The following is a 20136-nucleotide window of genomic DNA, read 5'->3' as shown; positions in this document are numbered from 1 at the left end:
CTCTCCCGATAGCGTCATGAGCACGCCACGCCCCGCGGTGCGCGACTCGTCCCGCCGCGAGAGAAGGAGGACCCCGTGCCCCAGTCCCAGCGCAACCGGATCCTGTCATCGGCCGTCGGCACCGCCGCCGCGTCGGGCCTCGGGATGATCCCCGTGCACCGCCTCCCGCGCCCCGTGCGCGCCGGCTACGTCGCGCTTCCCGCGGTGCTTACCACCGGCGTCAGCCTCCTGGCGCAGCAGGGGCGCCCGGACCCGTCGGCCGACGACGACCCGAGTGCTCACGGCCTGCGGCCGCCGACGGTCCCCGAGACCGCGATCTCGCTCGCCCTCGGCGGCCTGATGGTCGGGGCGGGCGTCGCGGGCCTGCGCCTGGACCGCGGGGCGGAGAACTTCCTGCGGCGCCGCGGCGTGCCCGCACCTCGGCTCTGGATCGGACTCGCCACCGGTGCGGTGACCCTGGCCTCGACCCTCTTCGACGAACGCACCGCCGAGCCCGGCGGCACGTCGACGCAAGAGCAGGTCCTCGCGCTCCTGACCCGCGAAGACCCGATGGCCCTCGCCCCGGGCAGGGATGGTGTGCCCGAGGACGAGTACGCCCCGGAGGCGGAGGCGATCGCAGAATTGCTGGGCACCGGCGCCGCGCCCACTGCCGCCCAGCTCGACGAGGTCTGGGAGCAGTGGTTCTCCCAGCCGCTCAGCCCGCTCCTCGGCGCCGGCCGCATGGACTCGCTGCTCGAGGCGCTCTCCGCACTGGCCCCGGAGGATCCCGGCGCGTAGTGCCCGCGGAGAACGGCGGAGGTCTGCCAGGATCGAGTGATGACGACTCCCCGCAGCGCGCCGCCGCTCGTCGTCCTGCGGGGGAACTCCGCCTCCGGGAAGTCGACGGTCGCTCGCCGGGTCCAGCGCGCCCTTCCGCGCGGCGAGGTCGCGGTGATCGGGCAGGACCATGTGCGCCGCGAGCTACTGTGGGAGCGCGACAGCGGCCGGGGCGACACCGTCGGCCTGCTCGAGTCGATGGTGCGGCACTGCCTCGGGATCGGGCGGATCACCCTCCTCGAAGGCATCTTCGGCGCCGAGCGGTATGGGGGGATGTTCGCGCGGATGCTCGCGGAGGCACCCGGTCCGCGACTCGTGTACTACCTCGACGTGAGCCTGCCGGAGACGCTGCGGCGGCACGCCGGCAAGCCGATCGCGGGCCATGTGACCGCCGAGGAGGTCGCGTCCTGGTACCGCCCGCACGACGTGCTCGGCGTCCCCGGGGAGCAGGTCCTCGCCGAGGAGCTCGACGAGGACCAGATCGTCGAGCGGATCCTCGCGGACCTCTCGATGCTCCGCACCGGCCCGCGAGAGCGTGGGGGGCCGACGCCGTCCGCTCCTGAGGAGCTCACTTCTCCGCCGAGCGCTCCGTGATCGCGAGATCGAGGGGGAAGTCGATCGGGCTGCCGGGGAAGAGCAGGCGCCCGGCCGCATCGGCGCTCTCGCGGATCGCGGCGGCCGCGGCGTCCGCGTGATCGGCCGGGGCGTGCACGATCACCTCGTCGTGGAGGAAGAACGCCAGGTGCGCGCGGCGGGAGAACACCGGACCCGAGGCGTCGGCCCGCTCGTCGGTGGAGACCTCGGGGAGCTGCGCGAGCCGCAGCCGCAGCGCCGCCATCCAGGACAGCGCCCATTCCGCCGCGGTGCCCTGCACCACGAAGTTGCGGGTGAACCGGCCGCGGTCGCGGGCCGAGCGGCGGGCCCGCTCCTGCTCGCCGGCGCCCGCGTCGGGCCCGTTCGCGGAGCGCTGCGCCTGCACCCAGCCGGGCTCAGGGGCGGGGGAGGAGCGGCCCAGCCAGGTCGTCACCGTGCCGCCGCGCTCCCCGGTCGCGGCGGCACCGTCCACGAGCGCCATCGCCTCGGGGAACGTGCGTCGGAGCCGGGGCACGACTCGTCCGCTGTCCCCTGTGGTGCCGCCGTACAGGGCGCCGAGCACCCCGACCTTCGCCTCCTGCCGGCTCGCGACCACGCCCGCCTCGACGATGCCGGAGTAGAGGTCCTTCCCGGCCCCTGCCGCGATCATCTCCCCGTCGTGCGACATCGCCGCGAGCACCCGCGGCTCGAGCTGGGAGACGTCGGCGCTGACCAGCCGCCAGCCAGGATCGGCGCGCAGTGCGGGCCGCAGCCGGCGCGGGATCTGCAGCGCCCCGCCGCCGCTGGAGGCCCAGCGCCCGGTGACCACACCGCCCGGCACGTAGACGGGCCGGTACCGTCCCTCGCTCACCCACTCGTCCATCCATGCCCAGCCGTTGGCGGTCAGCAGGCGGGACATCTTCTTGTACCGCAGCAGGGGCTCGATCGCCGGATGCTCGTGCTCCTGCAGCTCCCACTGGGAGGTGGAGGAGACGTCGATGCCGGCGCGGTGCAGGGCGCGCAGCAGCTTCGGCGGCGAGTCCAGCGACACGGTCGGATCCCCGAGCGCGGTGCGCACCTCGGCGGCGACCTGCACCATCTGCGCGGGGAGCGTCCCGGGGGAGGGGCGCGGCCCCAGGGCCTCGGTGAGGATCCGGTCGTGCTCGGCCACGTCCCAGGGGATCCCCGCCGCCTGCAGCTCGGCCGCGATCAGCGCCCCGGCGGACTCCGCCGCCAGCAGCAGGCGCAGCCGCGTCGGGTCCTCGGCGCCCGCGATCGCCGAGAGCTGCCGCGCGAGCTCCGCACCGGTCTCCTCGATCCCGTCGGGCACGCCGTGGGCGGCAGACGGCCGGGCATCGAGGTCGAAGAGGGTCGCGCCGAGGTCGCGTCGCGGCTCCTCCGGCTCGAGCGGGGTGTCCCATCCCGTCGCCTCGCGCAGAGGACCGGGCTCCGTCACCAGGTCGGAATGGCGCAGGATCCGGTGCACCAGGCGCAGGTCGTGGCAGCGCTCGAGGGTCACCCCGGCCGCGAGCAGACGCGGGTACCAGGCGGCGGCGTCGCTCCAGACCCAGCGCGGCCGGTGCGCGGCCTCGAGCTCGGCGACGAGGGAGGGGAGATCCTGGACGGTGCAGGTCCGCTCGTCGAGGACGGATCCGCCGGCCGCGAGCCCGCGCAGCACGACCACTCCGCCCGCCCCGCGACCGAGCACGCACCGCGCCGGGGCGGGTGCGGCGGTGCCCGGCGGGGGAGAGGTCACCAGCCCCGCTCGCGCCAGGCCGGGAGGGAGGCCCGCTCGGCCCCGAGCGTGGTGTCGTCGCCGTGGCCCGGGTACACCCAGGTCGCATCGTCCAGCCGGTCGAAGATCCGCTGCTCGACGTCGTCGATCAGCTGCGCGAAGCGCTGCGGGTCGCGGTCGGTGTTGCCCACCCCGCCGGGGAAGAGGGAGTCGCCGGTGAAGAGGTGGTCGCCCTCCTCGCCGCCGCGCCACAGCACCGCGACGGAGCCGGGGGTGTGGCCGCGCAGGTGGATGATCTCCACCTGCTGCTCGCCGAACTCGATCACGTCGCCGTGGGCGAGGGGCAGGTCGATCTTCTCCGCGATCTCCTTCGCGTCCTCCGCACCGGCGGCGGTGCGCGCGCCGGTCGCCGCGACCATCTCCGCGAGCGCGCCCACGTGGTCGTGATGGGAGTGAGTGGTGAGGATGACGTCCAGCCAGTTGTGCTCGGCGCCCGCCGCGATCATCCGGCGCAGGGCGTCGGGGTCCGCGGCCGCGTCGATCAGCAGCTGGGCGCCGCTCGACCGACAGGTCAGCAGGTAGGCGTTGTTGTCCATCGGACCGACGGACAGCTTGCGGATCTGCAGGTGCTCGAGGTCGCGCACGGCGGGCTCGCCGCCCGGCTCGACGTGTCCGGTGTACTCGTGATCAGCCATGGGGACAGTATGTCGCCCTTATCTCCCCCGAACAACTGTTCGATGGTCGGTGTGCGCCCCTAGAATGCCGGGGTGACTGATTCCCTGGTCGTCCGTGGTGCGCGCGAGCACAACCTCAAGAACATCGACATCGACATCCCCCGCGACAAGCTGGTGGTGTTCTCCGGTCTGTCCGGCTCCGGCAAGAGCTCCCTGGCCTTCGACACCATCTTCGCCGAGGGGCAGCGACGCTACGTCGAGTCGCTCTCCAGCTATGCGAGGCAGTTCCTCGGGCAGATGGACAAGCCCAGCGTCGACCTGATCGAGGGGCTCTCCCCGGCGGTCTCGATCGACCAGAAGTCCACCAACCGCAACCCGCGCTCCACCGTCGGCACGATCACCGAGATCTACGACTACCTGCGCCTGCTGTTCTCCCGCACCGGCGAGCAGCACTGCCCCGTCTGCGGCGAGCTGGTCACCTCCTCCTCGGCCGAACAGATCGTGGACACCCTCCTCGAGGAGGAGCCCGGCACCCGCTTCCAGCTGCTGGCACCCGTCGTCCAGGGCCGCAAGGGAGAGCACCAGGACCTGCTCAGCTCCCTGCGCTCCCAGGGCTACGCCCGCGCCCGCATCGACGGGGACAACCGCCGCCTGGACGAGGAGATCAGCCTCGACAAGCGCTACAAGCACACCATCGAGGTGGTCGTCGACCGGCTCTCCGCGAAGCCCGACGCGCGCCGTCGCCTCACCGACTCGGTCGAGACCGCGCTGCGGCTGGCCGAGGGCATCCTGCTGGTCGACTACGTGGACCGCGACGACGAGGACCCGCAGCGCACCCGCCGCTTCTCCGAGAAGCGCGCCTGCCCGAACGACCACCCCCTCGCGATCGACGACATCGAGCCGCGAACGTTCTCCTTCAACGCCCCCTACGGCGCCTGCCCCGAGTGCACGGGCCTGGGCCAGCGGCTCGAGGTCGATCCCGAGCTCGTGATCCCTGACGAGGACCTCTCCCTCTCAGGCGGCGCGATCGCCCCGTGGACCATGGGGCACGCCGACCGCCACCTGGAGGTCATGTCCGGCCTCGCCGAGGAGCTCGCCTTCTCGATGGACACCCCCTGGCGCGCGCTGCCCGAGCGTGCGAAGGAGGCGCTGCTGCACGGCAAGGACTTCAAGGTCCACGTGAAGTACCGCAATCGCTTCGGACGCGAGCGCACCTACTCCACGGGCTTCGAGGGCGTCATGCACTTCCTCGAGCGGCGTCACAGCGACACCGAGTCCGACTGGGCCAAGGAGCGCTACGAGCAGTTCATGCGCGAGGTGCCCTGCCCCGCCTGCCAGGGTGCGCGCCTGCGCCCCGAGGTGCTCGCCGTGACCGTCGGCGGGAAGTCCATCGCCGAGGTCTGCGAGATGTCGATCGGCGACGCGCTCGCCTTCCACCAGGGCCTCGAGCTCGGGGTGCGGGAGGCCGCGATCGCCGACGAGGTGCTGCGGGAGATCCGCTCCCGCCTCGGCTTCCTGCTCGACGTGGGCCTGGACTACCTCTCCCTGGCCCGCGCGGCCGGCACCCTCTCCGGCGGCGAGGCGCAGCGCATCCGCCTGGCCACCCAGATCGGCTCCGGCCTGGTGGGCGTGCTCTACGTCCTCGACGAGCCCTCCATCGGCCTGCACCAGCGCGACAACGAGCGCCTCATCGCGACCCTCGAGCGCTTGCGCGACCTCGGCAACACCCTGATCGTCGTCGAGCACGACGAGGACACGCTCAACTCGGCCGACTGGGTCGTGGACATCGGCCCGCTCGCCGGCGAGCACGGCGGGAAGGTGGTCCACTCCGGCCCCGTCGAGGGCCTGAAACAGAACCCCGACTCCCTCACCGGCCGCTACCTCTCCGGCGAGCTGGAGATCCCCGTGCCCGCGGTGCGCCGCCCCGTGGACAAGGAGCGGATGCTGAAGGTCGTCGCGCCGCGCGCGAACAACCTCACCGGGCAGGACGTCTCCTTCCCGCTCGGCGTGCTCACCGCCGTCACCGGCGTGTCCGGCTCGGGCAAGTCCTCCCTGGTCAACGACATCCTGTACTCGGTCCTGGCCAAGGAGCTCAACCGCTCCCGCATCGTGCCCGGGCGGCACAAGCGCGTCACCGGCCTCGAGCACCTCGACAAGGTCGTGCACGTGGACCAGTCGCCGATCGGCCGCACCCCGCGCTCGAACCCCGCCACCTACACCGGCGTGTGGGACCGGGTGCGCACCCTCTTCGCCCAGACCAACGAGGCGAAGATCCGGGGGTACACCGCCGGGCGCTTCTCCTTCAACGTCAAGGGCGGTCGCTGCGAGGCCTGCTCCGGCGACGGCACGTTGAAGATCGAGATGAACTTCCTGCCCGACGTGTACGTGCAGTGCGAGGTCTGCAAGGGCCAGCGCTACAACCGCGAGACGCTCGAGGTGAAGTTCAAGGACAAGAACGTCGCCGAGGTGCTGGCCATGTCCATCGCCGAGGCGCTCGAGTTCTTCGACGCCGTCCCCGCGATCCGCCGCCAGATGCAGACCCTGGTCGACGTGGGCCTCGGCTACGTGAAGCTCGGCCAGTCCGCGACCACCCTCTCGGGCGGCGAGGCGCAGCGCGTGAAGCTCTCCTCCGAGCTGCACAAGCGCTCCAACGGCCGCACCATCTACGTGCTCGACGAGCCGACGACGGGCCTCCACTTCGAGGACGTGCGCAAGCTGCTCGAGGTGCTCGAGGGGCTCGTGGACAAGGGCAACTCCGTGATCGTCATCGAGCACAACCTCGACGTCATCAAGACCGCCGACCACGTCATCGACCTCGGCCCCGAGGGCGGCGCCGGCGGCGGGAGGATCGTCGCCACCGGCACCCCGGAGAAGGTGGCGAAGGTCGAGGGCTCCTACACCGGTCGCTTCCTCGCCCCGATGCTCGAGGGCGGACGAGCGGGCGCGGCCGCGGCCCGCTGAACAGGCGGAGCCATGGCTGATCCGGCGACCTACCGCCCCGCGACCGGCACGATCCCCACGAGGCCGGGGGTCTACCGGTTCCGGGACGAGCACGGCCGCGTCATCTACGTCGGCAAGGCGAAGAACCTCCGCCAGCGCCTGGTGAACTACTTCCAGGACCTCTCCGTCCTGCACGAGCGCACCCGGCGCATGGTCACCACCGCCACGAGCGTCGAGTGGACCGTGGTGGGCACCGAGGTCGAGGCGCTCACCCTCGAGTACACGTGGATCAAGGAGTTCGATCCGCGGTTCAACGTCAAGTTCCGCGACGACAAGTCCTATCCCTATCTCGTGATCACGATGGGGGAGAAGGTGCCGCGGGTGCACATCACCCGTCGGCCGCGCGCGAAGGGCGACCGCACCTTCGGGCCCTACCCGCAGGTCGGCGCGATCCGCGAGACTCTCGACCTGATGCTGCGGGTGTTCCCGATCCGCTCCTGCACCGCCGGGGTGTACCGGCGGGCGGAGAGGTCCGGCAGGCCCTGCCTGCTCGGTTTCATCGGGAAGTGCGCGGCGCCCTGCGTCGGAGATATCTCCGAGGACGAGCACCGACGGCTCGCCGAGCAGTTCGCGGACTTCATGGCCGGGAACACCTCGAAGTACACCCGCCGCATCGAGCAGCGGATGAGGGCCGCGGCCGCGGCGATGGACTACGAGACCGCCGCGAGCCTCCGCGACGACCTCCAGGCGCTCGAGAAGGTGATGGAGAAGAACTCCGTGGTCCTCTCCGACGCGACCGACGCCGACCTGATCGGCCTCGCCCAGGACCAGCTCGAGGCCTCCGTGCAGGTCTTCCACGTGCGCGGCGGACGGATCCGCGGCCAGCGCGGCTGGACCGCGGAGATCCTCGACGAGTCGACCGCGCCGGACCTGGTCGAGCGCGCCCTGACCACCCTGTACACCGAGGGGAGCGCCCCGAAGGAGGTGCTCGTCCCGATCCTGCCCACGAACCTCGATCAGGTGCGCGAGCTGATGGGCCGCACCGTCGACCTGCGCGTCCCGCAGCGCGGTGAGAAGAAGGACCTGCTGATCACCGTCGGCGAGAACGCGACCGAGGCGCTGCGCCTGCACCGCCTCAAGCGCACCGGCGACCTCACCGCCCGCACCAAGGCGCTCGAGGACCTGGGGGAGGCGCTCGACCTCGCCGAGCCGCCGCTGCGGATCGAGTGCTTCGACATCTCCCACTCCCAGGGCACCAACGTCGTCGGCTCCCAGGTGGTGTTCGAGGACGGGCTGCCCAAGAAGAGCGAGTACCGCCGCTACTCGGTCACCGGCGCCGCCGCCCGCGACGACACCGCATCCATGCACGACGTGATCACGCGCCGGCTGAAGCACCACCTCGACCCGCCCGAGCCGACGGAGGACGAGGAGACCGGCCGTTTCAAGCGCTTCGCGTACCCGCCCTCGCTGATCCTCGTCGACGGCGGCCCGCCGCAGGTCGCCGCCGCGCAGCGTGCCTTCGACGAGCTCGGCATCACCGACATCGCCCTGGCCGGCATCGCCAAGCGGCTCGAGGAGATCTGGCTGCCGGGGGAGGAGTACCCCGTCATCCTGCCCCGCACCTCCGAGGCGCTCTTCCTCGTCCAGCGCCTGCGCGACGAGGCGCACCGCTTCGCCATCACCTACCACCGCTCCAAGCGCGGACGGGCCATGCAGGCCAGCGCCCTGGACGGCATCCCGGGCCTCGGCCCGGCCCGGCGCCGCGCGCTGCTGGACCGCTTCGTCACCGTCTCCGCGATCCGCGAGGCGAGCGAGGAACAGCTCACGGAGGTCGACGGGATCGGGCCCGCGTTGGCCGCGCAGATCACCGCCGCGCTAACATCCGAGCAGGGAACCGCCTCGGACGCCGAGACCGCGGACGACGCACTCGGCGTCACCGTGGACATGGCGACCGGCGAGATCCTCGAGGGCTGAGAGCGAGGCCCGTCCACCCCCGATCCGGAAGGAGCACCCGTGACCGAGGAGTCCATCCCCGGCCCTACCACGGACACCCGAGGCGACGTGGTCATCATCACCGGGCTCGCCGGGGCCGGACGGGAGACCGCCGCGCACGCCCTGGAGGACATGGGCTGGTACGTGGTCTACAACATCGCCCCGCAGCTGATCGGCACGCTCTACGAGCTGCAGGCCTCCGCCGTCGGCCGCGAGAACCGGTTCGCGGTCGTGGTCGACCCGCGCTCCGGCCCCTTCTTCACGGAGCTCGGCGAGGTCGTCGACGAGCTGCGCAAGGCCGATCTGCGCCTGCGTCTGCTCTTCCTCACGGCCGACGAGCCCACCCTCGTGCGGCGCTTCGACTCGGTGCGCCGCCCTCACCCGCTGCAGGGCGAGGAGGGCGTGCTCGAGGGCATCCGCCGCGAGCGCGAGATGCTCGCCCGCTACCGGCGCACCGCCGATCTCGTCATCGACACCTCGCCGCTGAACGTGCACGAGCTGACGATGAAGATGCGCTCGCTGTTCGGCACCGGCGAGGAGCAGCGTCTGACCGTGACGATGCTGTCCTTCGGCTTCAAGTACGGGATCCCGCTGGAGGCCGACCACGTCAGTGACGTGCGCTTCATCCCCAACCCGTACTGGGTGCCGGAGCTGCGTCCCAAGCGGGGCACGGACGCCGACGTCGCCGAGTTCGTGCTCGGCGACGCGAACGCCGCCGAGTTCGTCGAGCGGTACATCGAGATGATCACCCCGGTGCTGCGCGGCTACAGCACCGAGAACAAGCACTTCACCACCCTCGCGATCGGCTGCACGGGCGGCAAGCACCGCTCCGTCGCGGTCTCGGAGCGGATCGGCGACGAGCTGCGCACCGCCGGGCACGCGGTGCGGATCCGTCACCGGGATCTGGGGCGGGAATGAGCATCGCCTCCCGCAGCCGACGTCTCCGGCTCCGCGGCGCCGACCGTTCGGCGAGCGCCCAGCGGGGCGGCCGCGGCGCCCCGCAGCGGCCCGTGCGCGTGGTCGCCCTCGGCGGCGGCCACGGCCTCGCCGCGAACCTCCGCGCCCTGCGCCTGCTCACCGACGACATCACCGCCGTGGTCACCGTCGCCGACAACGGCGGCTCCTCGGGCCGGCTCCGCACCGAGATGCCCGTGCTGCCCCCGGGAGACCTGCGGATGGCGCTCGCGGCCCTGTGCGAGGACTCCGAATGGGGGTCCATCTGGGGCGACGTGATCCAGCACCGCTTCGCCACCGACGGCGAGCTCGACGGGCACGCGCTCGGGAACCTGATGATCGTCGCGCTGTGGCAGATCCTCGAGGACCCCATCGAGGGCCTCGACCAGATGGCCGAGCTGCTCGGCGCGCGAGGGCGCGTGCTGCCGATGGCGCTGGATCCGCTGGACATCGAGGCGCGCGTGGTCGGCGCCGACGGCAGCGCCCGCACGGTCTCGGGCCAGTACCAGGTCGCGACCGCGGAGGGCCGCGTCGAGGACGTGCGCCTGATCCCGCCGCGCCCCCGCGTCCCCGCCGATGTGCTCGAGGCGATCGGGCGTGCGGACTGGATCATCCTCGGTCCCGGCTCCTGGTACACCTCCGTGCTGCCGCATCTGATGATCCCTGAGATCGCCGAGGCGATCGCGGCGAGCCCGGCGCGGAAGGGGATCATCACGAACCTCTCCGTCGGCGCGCAGGAGGCCGAGGGTATGACGAGCCTGGACATGCTGGACGTGCTGCTCGACCACGCGGGGGACTGCCTCTTCGACGCCCTCGTCGCCGACCCGACCACCCTCGAGGACGTCCTCGAGCTCGCCGAGGCGGCGCAGGAGCGGGGGCTGCGCACCCTGCTGCGCCAGGTCAGCGTCGGCGACGGGACGCCGCGGCACGACCCGGTGCGCCTGGCCGCGGCGTACCGCGATCTGTTCGACGACGCCTACGGGGACGTGGAGCGCGGCGACGACCGCCCCGCGTCGCGCCGGAAGCGACACCACCGCACCACGAGGGGCACGGCCCCCCGCATCGAGGAGGACATGCATGGCGCTGACGGGTGACGCGAAGGAGGAGCTCAGCCACCTCGAAGTGACCCGGCCCTCCGCCCGCAAGGCCGAGGCGGCCGCGATGCTGCGCTTCTCCGGGGGCCTGCACCTGGTCGCGGGCCGGGTCGTGGTCGAGGCGGAGCTGGACTCGGCGGCGGTCGCGCGGCGGCTGCACGGCATCATCGCCGACATGTACGGCCACCGCGCCGAGCTCGCGGTGCTGGCCCCCTCCGGGATCCGCCGCACCACCCGCTACCTGGTGCGGGTGGAGCGCGAGGGCGGGATGCTGGCCCGCCAGGCCGGACTCCTGGACGCGCGCGGCCGTCCCGTGCGCGGGATGCCGCCCTTCGTCGTCGGCGGGGCGCTGGTGGACGCGGAGGCCGCGTGGCGCGGGGCGTTCCTCGCCCGCGGCACCCTCACCGAGCCGGGCCGCTCCTCGGCCCTGGAGCTGTCCTGCCCCGGCCCCGAGGTGGCGCTGGCGATGGTCGGCGCGGCCCGGCGGCTCGGCGTCGCCTCGAAGGCCCGGGAGGCGCGGGGCGCGGACAGGGTGGTGCTGCGCGACGGCGACGCGATCTCCGCCCTGCTGTCCCGGATGGGCGCCCACGAGACGGTGCGCACCTGGGAGCAGCGCCGCACCACCCGCGAGGTGAAGGCGACCGCGCACCGGCTCGCGAACTTCGACGACGCGAACCTGCGCCGCTCCGCGCGGGCCGCGGTCGCCGCGGGCCAGCGCGTCCAGCGCGCGCTGGAGATCCTCGGCGAGGACGTGCCCGAGCACCTGCAGGCCGCCGGTCGCCTCCGTCTGGAGCACCGCCAGGCGAGCCTCGAGGAGCTCGGCCGACTCGCCGATCCGCCGCTCACGAAGGACGCCGTGGCCGGTCGGATCCGACGCCTGCTCGCCACCGCGGACAAGCGCGCGGAGGAGCTCGGCATCCCCGGGACCGACCACGGAGTGGACGAGGACCATCTTCCTTCGTCCCCTGATGCCGGTCGTTGATAAGATCGTCACGGTCGTCGGTCACACGCCGGCGTCGCCCGAGCGTACGAGGGCGTGCGCGCCATGTCAGTACTCGAACGTCGCGGACTCACCGCGACACTAGGAGGAACCCTTGACCGTCAAGGTTGGTATCAACGGATTCGGCCGCATCGGCCGCAACTTCCTGCGCGCCGCTCTCGAGCAGCAGGCGGACATCCAGATCGTCGGTGTGAACGACCTCACCGACAACGCCACGCTCGCGAACCTCATCAAGTACGACTCGATCGGCGGGGTGCTTCCCTACGACGTCTCGCACGACGAGGACTCGATCACCGTCGGCGACAACACCTTCAAGGCGTACGCCGAGCGCGATCCGAAGAACATCCCGTGGGGCGAGATCGGCGCAGACGTCGTCATCGAGTCCACCGGCATCTTCACCGACGCCGAGAAGGCCAAGGCCCACATCGAGGCCGGCGCCAAGAAGGTCATCATCTCCGCCCCGGCGAAGAACGAGGACGCGACCTTCGTCATCGGCGTGAACGAGGGCGACTACGACCCCGCGAAGCACGACATCATCTCCAACGCCTCCTGCACCACCAACAGCCTCGCGCCGGTGGCGAAGGTGCTGAACGACGAGTTCGGCATCGTCAAGGGCCTGATGACCACGATCCACGCCTACACCTCGGACCAGGTGCTGCAGGACGGCCCTCACAAGGACCCGCGCCGTGCACGCGCCGCCGCCCTGAACATCGTCCCGACCACCACCGGTGCGGCCAAGGCCGTGGCGCTGGTGCTCCCCGAGCTCAAGGGCAAGCTCGACGGCTACTCGCTGCGCGTGCCGGTCCCCACCGGTTCGATCACCGACCTCACCTTCGAGGCCTCCCGCGAGGTCACGATCGAGGAGATCAACGCCGCGATCAAGAAGGCCGCCGAGGGCCCGCTCAAGGGCGTCCTGCGCTACACCGAGGACCCGATCGTCTCCAAGGACATCGAGGGCGACCCGCACTCCTCGATCTTCGACGCGCAGCTCACCAAGGTGAACGGCAACCAGGTCAAGATCTTCTCCTGGTACGACAACGAGTGGGGCTTCTCCAACCGCCTCGTCGAGCTCTCGCAGCTGGTCGGCAAGTCCCTCTGATCCTCACGTCGTCCCGCTGACGACCAGGACAGCCCCGGAGCCCGCCGGTCGCCACCCCGAGGGGTCGGTGTCCGGCGGGCTCCGCTCGTCCCCCGTCCCGACGGGCCGCTCCGGCGTCCCGCGGTCGAACACCTGAAGGAGCACCACAGTGCTGAAGACCATCGATTCGCTCGGAGAGCTGCGCGGCAAGCGCGTGCTCGTCCGCGCCGATCTCAACGTGCCGCTGGACGGCACCACGATCACCGACGACGGCCGCATCCGCGCCGCGCTGCCCACCCTCACCCGGCTCGTCGAGGCCGGTGCCCGGGTCGCGGTGATCTCCCACCTCGGCCGCCCCAAGGGCGAGCCCGAGGAGAAGTACTCCCTCCGTCCCGTCGTGGGTCGCCTCGGCGAGCTGCTCGGCCAGGAGGTCGCCTTCGCGACCGACACCGTCGGCTCCTCCGCGCAGGAGACCGTCGCCGCGCTCGGCGACGGCCAGGTCGCCGTGCTCGAGAACCTGCGCTTCAACGCGGGCGAGACCACGAAGACCGACGAGGAGCGGCTCGCCTTCGCCCGCGAGCTCGCCGCCCTCGGCGACGCCTTCGTCTCCGACGGCTTCGGCGTCGTCCACCGCAAGCAGGCCTCCGTGTACGAGCTCGCCACCCTGCTCCCCGCCGCCGCGGGCGAGCTGGTGCTGCGCGAGGTCGACTCGCTGCGCAAGGTCACCGACGAGCCCGAGCGTCCCTTCGTCGTCGTCCTCGGCGGTGCGAAGATCGCCGACAAGCTCGGCGTGATCGACGCGCTGCTGGGCAGGGCAGACCGCATCCTCATCGGCGGCGGCATGGCGTACACCTTCCAGAAGGCGCTCGGCCACGAGGTCGGCCTGTCGCTGCTGGACGAGTCGAAGATCGACGTGGTGCGCGAGTACATGGAGCGCGCGAAGGCGAACGGCGTCGAGCTCGTGCTCCCCGTCGACACCGTCGTAGCGCCGGAGTTCTCCGCCGACGCGCCCGCCACCGTGGTGGGCGTCGACGGGATCCCCGCGGACCAGGAGGGCATGGACATCGGCCCCGAGACCGCGAAGCTCTTCGGCGAGAAGATCGCCGATGCGGCGACCGTGTTCTGGAACGGCCCGATGGGCGTGTTCGAGTTCCCGGCCTTCGCCGAGGGCACGAAGGCCGTCGCCGAGAAGCTCGGCGCGGCCTCCGGCTACACCGTGGTCGGCGGCGGCGACTCCGCCGCGGCGGTGCGCATCCTGGGCTTCGACGAGACGCTCTTCTCCCACATCTCCACCGGCGGCGGTGCCAGCCTCGAGCTCATCGAGGGCAAGGACCTGCCCGGAATCTCCATCCTCGAGGAGGACCAGAAGTGACCACCCGCACCCCGCTCATGGCGGGCAACTGGAAGATGAACCTCGACTGGAAGCAGGGCCTCGCCCTGGTCGAGGAGCTCGGCGAGCAGCTCAAGGAGGTCGACGCCACCAAGGTCGAGACCGTCGTGCTGCCCCCGTTCGTGGACCTGCGCACCGTGCAGGTCGCGGTCGACGCCGGCAAGCTCCCGATCGCCTACGGCTCCCAGGACATCTCCGCGCACGAGTCCGGCGCGTACACCGGCGAGGTCTCCGGCGCGATGCTCTCGGCCCTGGGCTGCACCTACGCCGCGGTCGGCCACTCCGAGCGCCGCCAATACCACGGCGAGACCGAGGAGGTCACGAACGCCAAGGTGAAGGCCGCCTTCGCCGCGGGCCTCGTGCCGATCCTCTGCGTCGGCGAGCCGCTCGAGGAGCGCAAGGCCGGCAAGCACGTCGAGTACACCCTCGCGCAGCTCGAGGGCGGCATCGAGGGCATCACCGCCGAGCAGGCCGCGAAGATCGTCATCGCCTACGAGCCCGTGTGGGCCATCGGCACCGGCGAGGTCGCGACCCCGGACGACGCGCAGGAGGTGTGCTCCGCGATCCGCGAGGCGCTGCGCGCGATGCACGGCGACACGGTCGCCGACGCGATCCGCGTCCTGTACGGCGGCAGCGTGAAGTCCTCGAACGTGGGCGAGCTCATGCAGCGCGCCGACGTCGACGGCGCCCTCGTCGGCGGCGCCTCGCTGAAGGCCGAGGAGTTCGCCAAGATCGCCGGTTTCCAGGGCTGATCGACGTACTGCGAGGAACGAGCGGTAGGAGATCAGCCGAGAGAGTTGAGTCTGATCTGATTACAGCGGAGTAAGCCTCCCCACGCGGGCCGGGTCCTCGTCGGACCCGGCCCGTGCCGTATGCTGGATCGGTCCGTCCGTCTCCGTGGAAGGGTGACCCCCTCGTGGACCTGTCCCTGCTGAAGCTCGTCCTCCAGATCTTGCTGGCGGTGTTCGGGCTGCTGACGATCATGCTGGTGCTCCTGCACAAGGGACGCGGCGGTGGCCTGTCGGACATGTTCGGCGGCGGCGTCTCCTCCTCCGCGAGCGCCTCGGGAGTCGCCGAGCGGAACCTGAACCGCCTCACGGTGACGGTCGCCGTCCTCTGGGGTGCGAGCGCCGTCGGCCTCGGCATCATCGAGACGATGCTCTGACACCCTCCTGCGGCGACCGCCGCACCTCTGCTCCGCGAACGGGCCGTCCCCTCGGGGACGGCCCGTTCTGCATCCCCGGATCTCGGGGCCCTGACAGGCCGAAGGGCCGGCCACCTCGCGGTGACCGGCCCTTCGGACGTCCTGCGTGCTCCCGGAGGAGCCGGGGCTCAGCGGGCGCTGCGCCCGGCGGCCGCCTCGTCGAGCACCCAGGTGGTGGACTCGAGGCCGCGCACCGCCGAGGCGGGCACCTCCCACGGGTCCACGCCGTCGTGCGCGGCGCGCACCGCGTCGGCCTTCTCCGCACCGGCCACGAGCAGCGCCACGTGGCGGGCTGAGTTCAGCACCGGCCAGGTCAGCGAGATCCGCTGCGAGGGCGGCTTCGGGGAGCCGGTCACCGCGACGGTGCTGCCGAGCACCTTCTCCTGGGCGGGGTGCTGCGGGAACAGCGAGGCGATGTGGCCGTCGGGGCCCACCCCGAGCAGCAGCACGTCGAAGAACGCCTGCCCGCGGGTGCGGAAGGGCTCGTCGCCGCCCGTCTGGTCCAGCTGCTGCCCGTACCAGGCGGCGGCGTCCTCGAGGGACATGCCGTCGGCGGGCGATGGCATGACGTGGACGTTGCGGGCAGGGAGTCCGTGCTCCTCACGCAGCACGTCCAGCAGCGAGGCGCGCACGCCCACCTCGTTGCGCTCCTCGGAGTCCGGCTCGACGAAGCGCTCGTCGCCCCACCACAGGTGCAGGCGGGCGACGTCCACGCCGGCCTCCACCAGCGCGGCGGGCAGGGCCGCGGCGGTGAGGGTGCCGACGGTGCCGCCGGTGAGCACCAGGTGCGCGACGGGGCGCTTCTCGAGCGCGGCGGCGAGCTGCTCCGCGGTGGCCGTGGCGGCGGCCTGCGCGACCGCCTCCGCATCGGCGACCACGACCTCCTGCGGGGCGGGCTTGCCGCTCGCGAAGGTCGCTGTGTCGGAGATGCCGGAGAAGGCGGCGCCGAGCACCTCGCCGTAGACCTCGTCGGGGTCCAGGCGGCGCAGCTCCTCGGTGACGAGCTCCGCGAGCGTGCGGCGAGGCATCGTCACGTGCTGGCCGGAGTCGTCGCCCGGCAGCTTCATGACGATCGAGTCGTCGCTGACGCGGGTGAGCTCGATCGTGCCGTCCTCGCGCACCAGACGCACGCCGTGCACCCCGGCGAAGTCGGGATCGTCCGAGGGCGGCGGGAGGATCGACGCCTCGACGCCGAGGGTGTGCTGCAGCCAGCTCGCCATCAGCAGCACCGAGGGGTTGCCCTCGGTGCCGAGGACCTCGACGGAGCTGGGCACGGAGACCGGCGGCACCTCGTAGGCGCTCGCGACCAGACCGCGCCAGCGGGTCAGCCGCGCCCAGGCGAAGTCCGAGTCGCCGCTGGCGTAGCCGCGGCGCAGACGCTTCAGCGTCCCCAGCGGGTCCGCGCAGGCGGCGGAGTCGGTGATGCGGCGCTGCGACATGGAGCCGAGCACGTCGTGGACGGGGGAGGACGGAGCGTTCTCCGGCCACCAGGTCACGATCGGCGCATCCGGCAGCAGCAGCGCCATCACCAGCGTGTCCAACGACCACAGCACGTCGCCGCGGGCGTGGAGGATCACGATCTCACCGGCGCCGGCGTCACGTCCCACGCGGATCTCGGCGTCGAGCCCGGAGGTCTCCGCCTCGGGATCGGCGTCGACCACGAGCACCCGGGCGGGGTGCTCGTGGCTCGCGGCGATCGCCGCCTCGAGCGGCTCCTCGATGTCGCCGGTGGCGATGATGATGAGCGTGAGGACCCGGCCGATGGTGTTCTCGCCGAAGGTCTCGCGCATCTCGGTCATGGTCTTGTCGACCGTCGACGCGGTGGTGTCGGTCAGGGTGGTGATCACGGTCGCCTCCAGGTGCGCCCGTCACGGGCGAGCATGTCGTGTGCGGTGTCGGGGCCCCAGGAGCCCGGCCGGTACGGCGCGGGGTCGAGGTTCTCGGCCCAGAACTCGGTGATGGGGTCGAGGATCTTCCAGGAGAGCTCGACCTCCTTCTGCCGCGGGAACAGCGGCGGGTCGCCGAGCAGCATGTCCAGGATCAGCCGCTCGTACGCCTCCGGGGACTCCTCGGTGAAGTTCATGCCGTAGGCGAAGTCCATCGTCACGTCCCGCACCTCCATCTGGGTGCCGGGGACCTTCGAGCCGAAGCGCATGGTCACGCCCTCGTCCGGCTGGACGCGGATCACGATCGCGTTCTGGCCCAGGTCCGCGGTGTCCGTGGAGTGGAAGGGCAGGAAGGGCGCACGCTTGAACACGACCGCGATCTCGGTGACGCGGCGTCCCAGGCGCTTGCCGGCGCGCAGGTAGAAGGGCACCCCGGCCCAGCGGCGGGTCGCGATGTCCAGGCGCATCGCCGCGAAGGTCTCGGTGGTGGAGTCGGCGGGGATGCCGTCCTCCTCGAGATAGGGGCGCACCTCCTCGCCGCCCTGCCAGCCGCCGACGTACTGGCCGCGCGCGGTGTGCGCGGCGAGGTCCTCCGGCAACTCGACGGCGGCGAGGACCTTCTCCTTCTCGGCGCGCAGATCGCTGGCGCGGAAGGTGACCGGCTCCTCCATCGCGGTGAGCGCGAGGAGCTGGAGGAGGTGGTTCTGGATGACATCGCGGGCGGTGCCGATGCCGTCGTAGTAGCCGGCGCGCGAGCCGATGCCGATGTCCTCGGCCATCGTGATCTGCACGTGGTCGACGTAGCCGGAGTTCCAGATCGGCTCGAACATCTGGTTCGCGAAGCGCAGCGCGAGGATGTTCTGGACCGTCTCCTTGCCCAGGTAGTGGTCGATGCGGAAGACGTCCTCGGGACGGAACGCCTTCTCCACCACGTCGTTGAGCTCGCGGGCGGAGGCGAGGTCGTGGCCGAAGGGCTTCTCGATGACCACGCGGCGCCAGGAGCCGTCCTGCGGGGTGTTCAGGCCCGACTCGGCCAGCTGCCCGCACACCTGCGGGAAGGCGTCCGGCGGGATCGAGAGGTAGAAGGCGTGGTTGCCGCCGGTGCCGCGCGTGCGGTCCAGCTCGCCGACGACCTCGGTGAGCCGCTCGAAGGCCGCCTTGTCGTCGAAGGTGCCGGTGACGAAGCGGAGGCCGCCGCGCAGCTGCTCGAAGACGCTCTCGTCGAAGCCGGTGCGGGAGTGCTCGGAGACGGACTTCTTCACGTACTCGGCGAAGTCGTCGTCGGACCACTCGCGGCGGCCGTAGCCGACCAGGCCGAAGCTCGGCGGGAGGAGACCGCGGTGGGTGAGGTCGTAGATCGCCGGCAGCAGCTTCTTGCGGGCGAGGTCGCCGGTGACGCCGAACATCACCATGGAGCTGGGCCCGGCGATCAGAGGCAGCCGTCGGTCACGGGGATCGCGCAGCGGGTTCGGCGCACCGGCTGCTGCGGAGGGGGCGGGGGAGTCGGTCACGATGGTCCTTTCTCGGACACGGACGGCGGGAGCACGGGTTCGCACCGCGGCGGACCCGTGCTCACCGGGTGGGGTCAGGCGCGGGCGGCCTCGACGGACGCCGAGACGGTCTCGAGCAGCTCGTTCCAGGCCTTCTCGAACTTCTCCACGCCCTCGCGCTCGAGCACCGCGAACACGTCGGCGAGGTCGACCCCGGCCTCGGCCACACGCTCCAGCGCGGCCTCGCCGGCTGCGGCGGTCTCGGCGGACAGCGCGGCCTTTGGCTCGGAGTGGTCGGCGGCGGCCTCGAGGGTCTTCTCCGGCATCGTGTTCACGGTCGGGTCGGCGACCAGGTTGTCCACGTAGAGGGTGTCGGAGTAGTCGGGGTTCTTCACGCCGGTCGACGCCCACAGGGCGCGCTGCACGTTCGCGCCCTTGTCGGCGAGGGCCGTGAAGCGCTCGGAGCCGAAGGCGGTGAGGTACACGCCGAAGGCGGCCTGGGCGTTGGCGACGCCGGCCTGGCCCTTGAGGGAGACGGCGTCGCCGCCCAGGGCGTCCAGGCGCGCGTCGATCTCGGTGTCCACGCGGGAGACGAAGAAGGAGGCGACCGAGTGGATCTTCGAGAGGTCCTGGCCGGCCTCCGCGGCCTTCTCGAGGCCGGCGAGGTAGGCGTCGATGACGGCCTCGTAGCGCTCGACGGAGAAGATCAGGGTGACGTTGACGCTGATGCCGGCGCCGATCACGGCGGTGATCGCGGGCAGGCCCGCCTCGGTCGCGGGGATCTTGATCATCACGTTCTCGCGGCCGACGACCTCGAAGAGGTGCTCGGCCTGCGCGATGGTCTTCTCGGTCTCGTGCGCGAGGCGGGGATCGACCTCGATGCTGACGCGGCCGTCGAAGCCCTTGGAGGAGGCGTAGGCGTCGGCGAGCAGGTCCGCGGCGTTCCGGACGTCGTCGGTGGTGAGCACCTCGATGACCTGGTCGACGTCCTTGCCCTCGCCGGCGAGGCGGGCGATGTCGGCGTCGTACTCGTCCGAGCCGGAGATCGCGGCCTGGAAGATCGAGGGGTTCGTGGTCACGCCCACGACGTTGCGGGTGGCGAGCAGCTCTGCGAGGTTGCCCGTCTGCAGGCGCTTGCGCGAGAGGTCGTCGAGCCAGATGGAGACTCCGGCGTCGGAGAGGGCCTGGGTGGAGGGGTTCTGGGTCATGACGTTCCTTCCGGGCGCGGCGCGCCCTGGGTCGACGCTGGTGTCATCGGGTGCAACGGGGACCGGCGGGCGCGGATTCCAGGAGGTGTCCGACGGAACATC

Annotated in this window: 16 protein-coding genes; 11 read left to right on the top strand and 5 right to left on the bottom strand. The window is 71.8% G+C overall.

The genetic code is table 11. From position 1 onward, the window contains the following. Positions 1-75 precede the first annotated feature (75 nt). Together A4A78_RS16180 and A4A78_RS16175 are read left to right on the top strand one after the other, a co-directional pair. Positions 76-777, top strand: a complete 702-nt coding sequence (locus A4A78_RS16180) for a hypothetical protein (protein ID WP_062951013.1) — start codon at positions 76-78, stop codon at positions 775-777. Positions 778-816: 39 nt separating this feature from the next. Beyond that, positions 817-1410, top strand: a complete 594-nt coding sequence (locus tag A4A78_RS16175) for an AAA family ATPase (RefSeq protein ID WP_062951011.1) — start codon at positions 817-819, stop codon at positions 1408-1410. Here the strand turns inward: A4A78_RS16175 and A4A78_RS16170 are convergent. Together A4A78_RS16170 and A4A78_RS16165 are read right to left on the bottom strand one after the other, a co-directional pair. Next, positions 1385-3145 (bottom strand): bifunctional 3'-5' exonuclease/DNA polymerase, encoded by a 1761-nt coding sequence (locus tag A4A78_RS16170; protein ID WP_231881076.1) that lies wholly within the window; start codon positions 3143-3145, stop codon positions 1385-1387. The genes A4A78_RS16175 and A4A78_RS16170 overlap by 26 nt on opposite strands. Next, the gene (locus A4A78_RS16165) at positions 3142-3819 is read right to left on the bottom strand and encodes an MBL fold metallo-hydrolase (protein ID WP_062951009.1); all 678 of its coding nucleotides are present in this window, start codon (positions 3817-3819) and stop codon (positions 3142-3144) included. Before A4A78_RS16165 ends, A4A78_RS16170 begins: the two co-directional genes overlap by 4 nt. Positions 3820-3891: 72 nt before the next feature. Between A4A78_RS16165 and uvrA the strand changes: the two genes are divergently transcribed. From uvrA to secG, 9 genes are all read left to right on the top strand, one after another. Further along, the gene (uvrA, locus tag A4A78_RS16160; RefSeq protein ID WP_062951007.1) at positions 3892-6759 is read left to right on the top strand and encodes an excinuclease ABC subunit UvrA; all 2868 of its coding nucleotides are present in this window, start codon (positions 3892-3894) and stop codon (positions 6757-6759) included. Between the two features lie 12 nt (positions 6760-6771). Beyond that, positions 6772-8712, top strand: a complete 1941-nt coding sequence (gene uvrC / locus A4A78_RS16155) for an excinuclease ABC subunit UvrC (RefSeq protein WP_062951005.1) — start codon at positions 6772-6774, stop codon at positions 8710-8712. Between the two features lie 39 nt (positions 8713-8751). Beyond that, complete coding sequence (gene rapZ / locus A4A78_RS16150; protein ID WP_062951003.1) at positions 8752-9648, top strand: RNase adapter RapZ; 897 nt, start codon at positions 8752-8754, stop codon at positions 9646-9648. After that, positions 9645-10778, top strand: coding sequence for a uridine diphosphate-N-acetylglucosamine-binding protein YvcK (yvcK, locus tag A4A78_RS16145; RefSeq protein WP_062951002.1), 1134 nt, complete (start codon positions 9645-9647; stop codon positions 10776-10778). The genes rapZ and yvcK overlap by 4 nt, the downstream gene beginning before the upstream one ends. Further along, a complete protein-coding gene (gene whiA, locus A4A78_RS16140) occupies positions 10762-11760 on the top strand; it encodes a DNA-binding protein WhiA (protein ID WP_062951001.1) in 999 nt (332 codons plus the stop codon). The genes yvcK and whiA overlap by 17 nt, the downstream gene beginning before the upstream one ends. Before the next feature lie 112 nt (positions 11761-11872). Then, positions 11873-12877: a type I glyceraldehyde-3-phosphate dehydrogenase gene (gene gap / locus A4A78_RS16135; RefSeq protein WP_010551492.1), complete on the top strand. Its 1005-nt coding sequence runs from the start codon at positions 11873-11875 to the stop codon at positions 12875-12877. 148 nt (positions 12878-13025) lie between these two features. After that, positions 13026-14228: a phosphoglycerate kinase gene (gene pgk, locus A4A78_RS16130; RefSeq protein WP_231881075.1), complete on the top strand. Its 1203-nt coding sequence runs from the start codon at positions 13026-13028 to the stop codon at positions 14226-14228. After that, positions 14225-14998 carry a triose-phosphate isomerase gene (tpiA, locus tag A4A78_RS16125; protein WP_062951000.1) on the top strand — a complete coding sequence of 258 codons (774 nt, stop codon included), beginning with the start codon at positions 14225-14227 and terminating at the stop codon, positions 14996-14998. The genes pgk and tpiA overlap by 4 nt, the downstream gene beginning before the upstream one ends. Before the next feature lie 170 nt (positions 14999-15168). Then, entirely contained in the window at positions 15169-15411 is a 243-nt protein-coding gene (gene secG / locus A4A78_RS16120; protein WP_062951312.1) for a preprotein translocase subunit SecG, read from the top strand. Between the two features lie 167 nt (positions 15412-15578). Here the strand turns inward: secG and pgl are convergent, their stop codons facing one another. The 3 genes from pgl to tal form a co-directional block, all read right to left on the bottom strand. Next, positions 15579-17297, bottom strand: a complete 1719-nt coding sequence (pgl, locus tag A4A78_RS16115; protein WP_062950994.1) for a 6-phosphogluconolactonase — start codon at positions 17295-17297, stop codon at positions 15579-15581. Continuing rightward, complete coding sequence (zwf, locus tag A4A78_RS16110) at positions 17294-18847, bottom strand: glucose-6-phosphate dehydrogenase (protein ID WP_010551497.1); 1554 nt, start codon at positions 18845-18847, stop codon at positions 17294-17296. Before zwf ends, pgl begins: the two co-directional genes overlap by 4 nt. 74 nt (positions 18848-18921) lie before the next feature. Then, entirely contained in the window at positions 18922-20034 is a 1113-nt protein-coding gene (gene tal, locus A4A78_RS16105) for a transaldolase (RefSeq protein WP_062950992.1), read from the bottom strand. Between the last annotated feature and the right edge of the window lie 102 nt (positions 20035-20136).

Origin of the sequence: Brachybacterium sp. sponge, assembly GCF_001613775.1 — a bacterium.
Taxonomy (GTDB): domain Bacteria; phylum Actinomycetota; class Actinomycetes; order Actinomycetales; family Dermabacteraceae; genus Brachybacterium; species Brachybacterium conglomeratum.
Note: the sequence above shows the minus strand (reverse complement) of the source record. Positions and strands in the feature narration are given on the sequence as shown.

Coding starts and splice junctions, on each gene's coding strand:
- A4A78_RS16165 (WP_062951009.1), bottom strand. CDS start 3,819: ATGGCTGATCACGAGTACACCGGACACGTCGAGCCGGGCGGCGAGCCC.
- yvcK (WP_062951002.1), top strand. CDS start 9,645: ATGAGCATCGCCTCCCGCAGCCGACGTCTCCGGCTCCGCGGCGCCGAC.
- uvrC (WP_062951005.1), top strand. CDS start 6,772: ATGGCTGATCCGGCGACCTACCGCCCCGCGACCGGCACGATCCCCACG.
- tal (WP_062950992.1), bottom strand. CDS start 20,034: ATGACCCAGAACCCCTCCACCCAGGCCCTCTCCGACGCCGGAGTCTCC.
- whiA (WP_062951001.1), top strand. CDS start 10,762: ATGGCGCTGACGGGTGACGCGAAGGAGGAGCTCAGCCACCTCGAAGTG.
- A4A78_RS16175 (WP_062951011.1), top strand. CDS start 817: ATGACGACTCCCCGCAGCGCGCCGCCGCTCGTCGTCCTGCGGGGGAAC.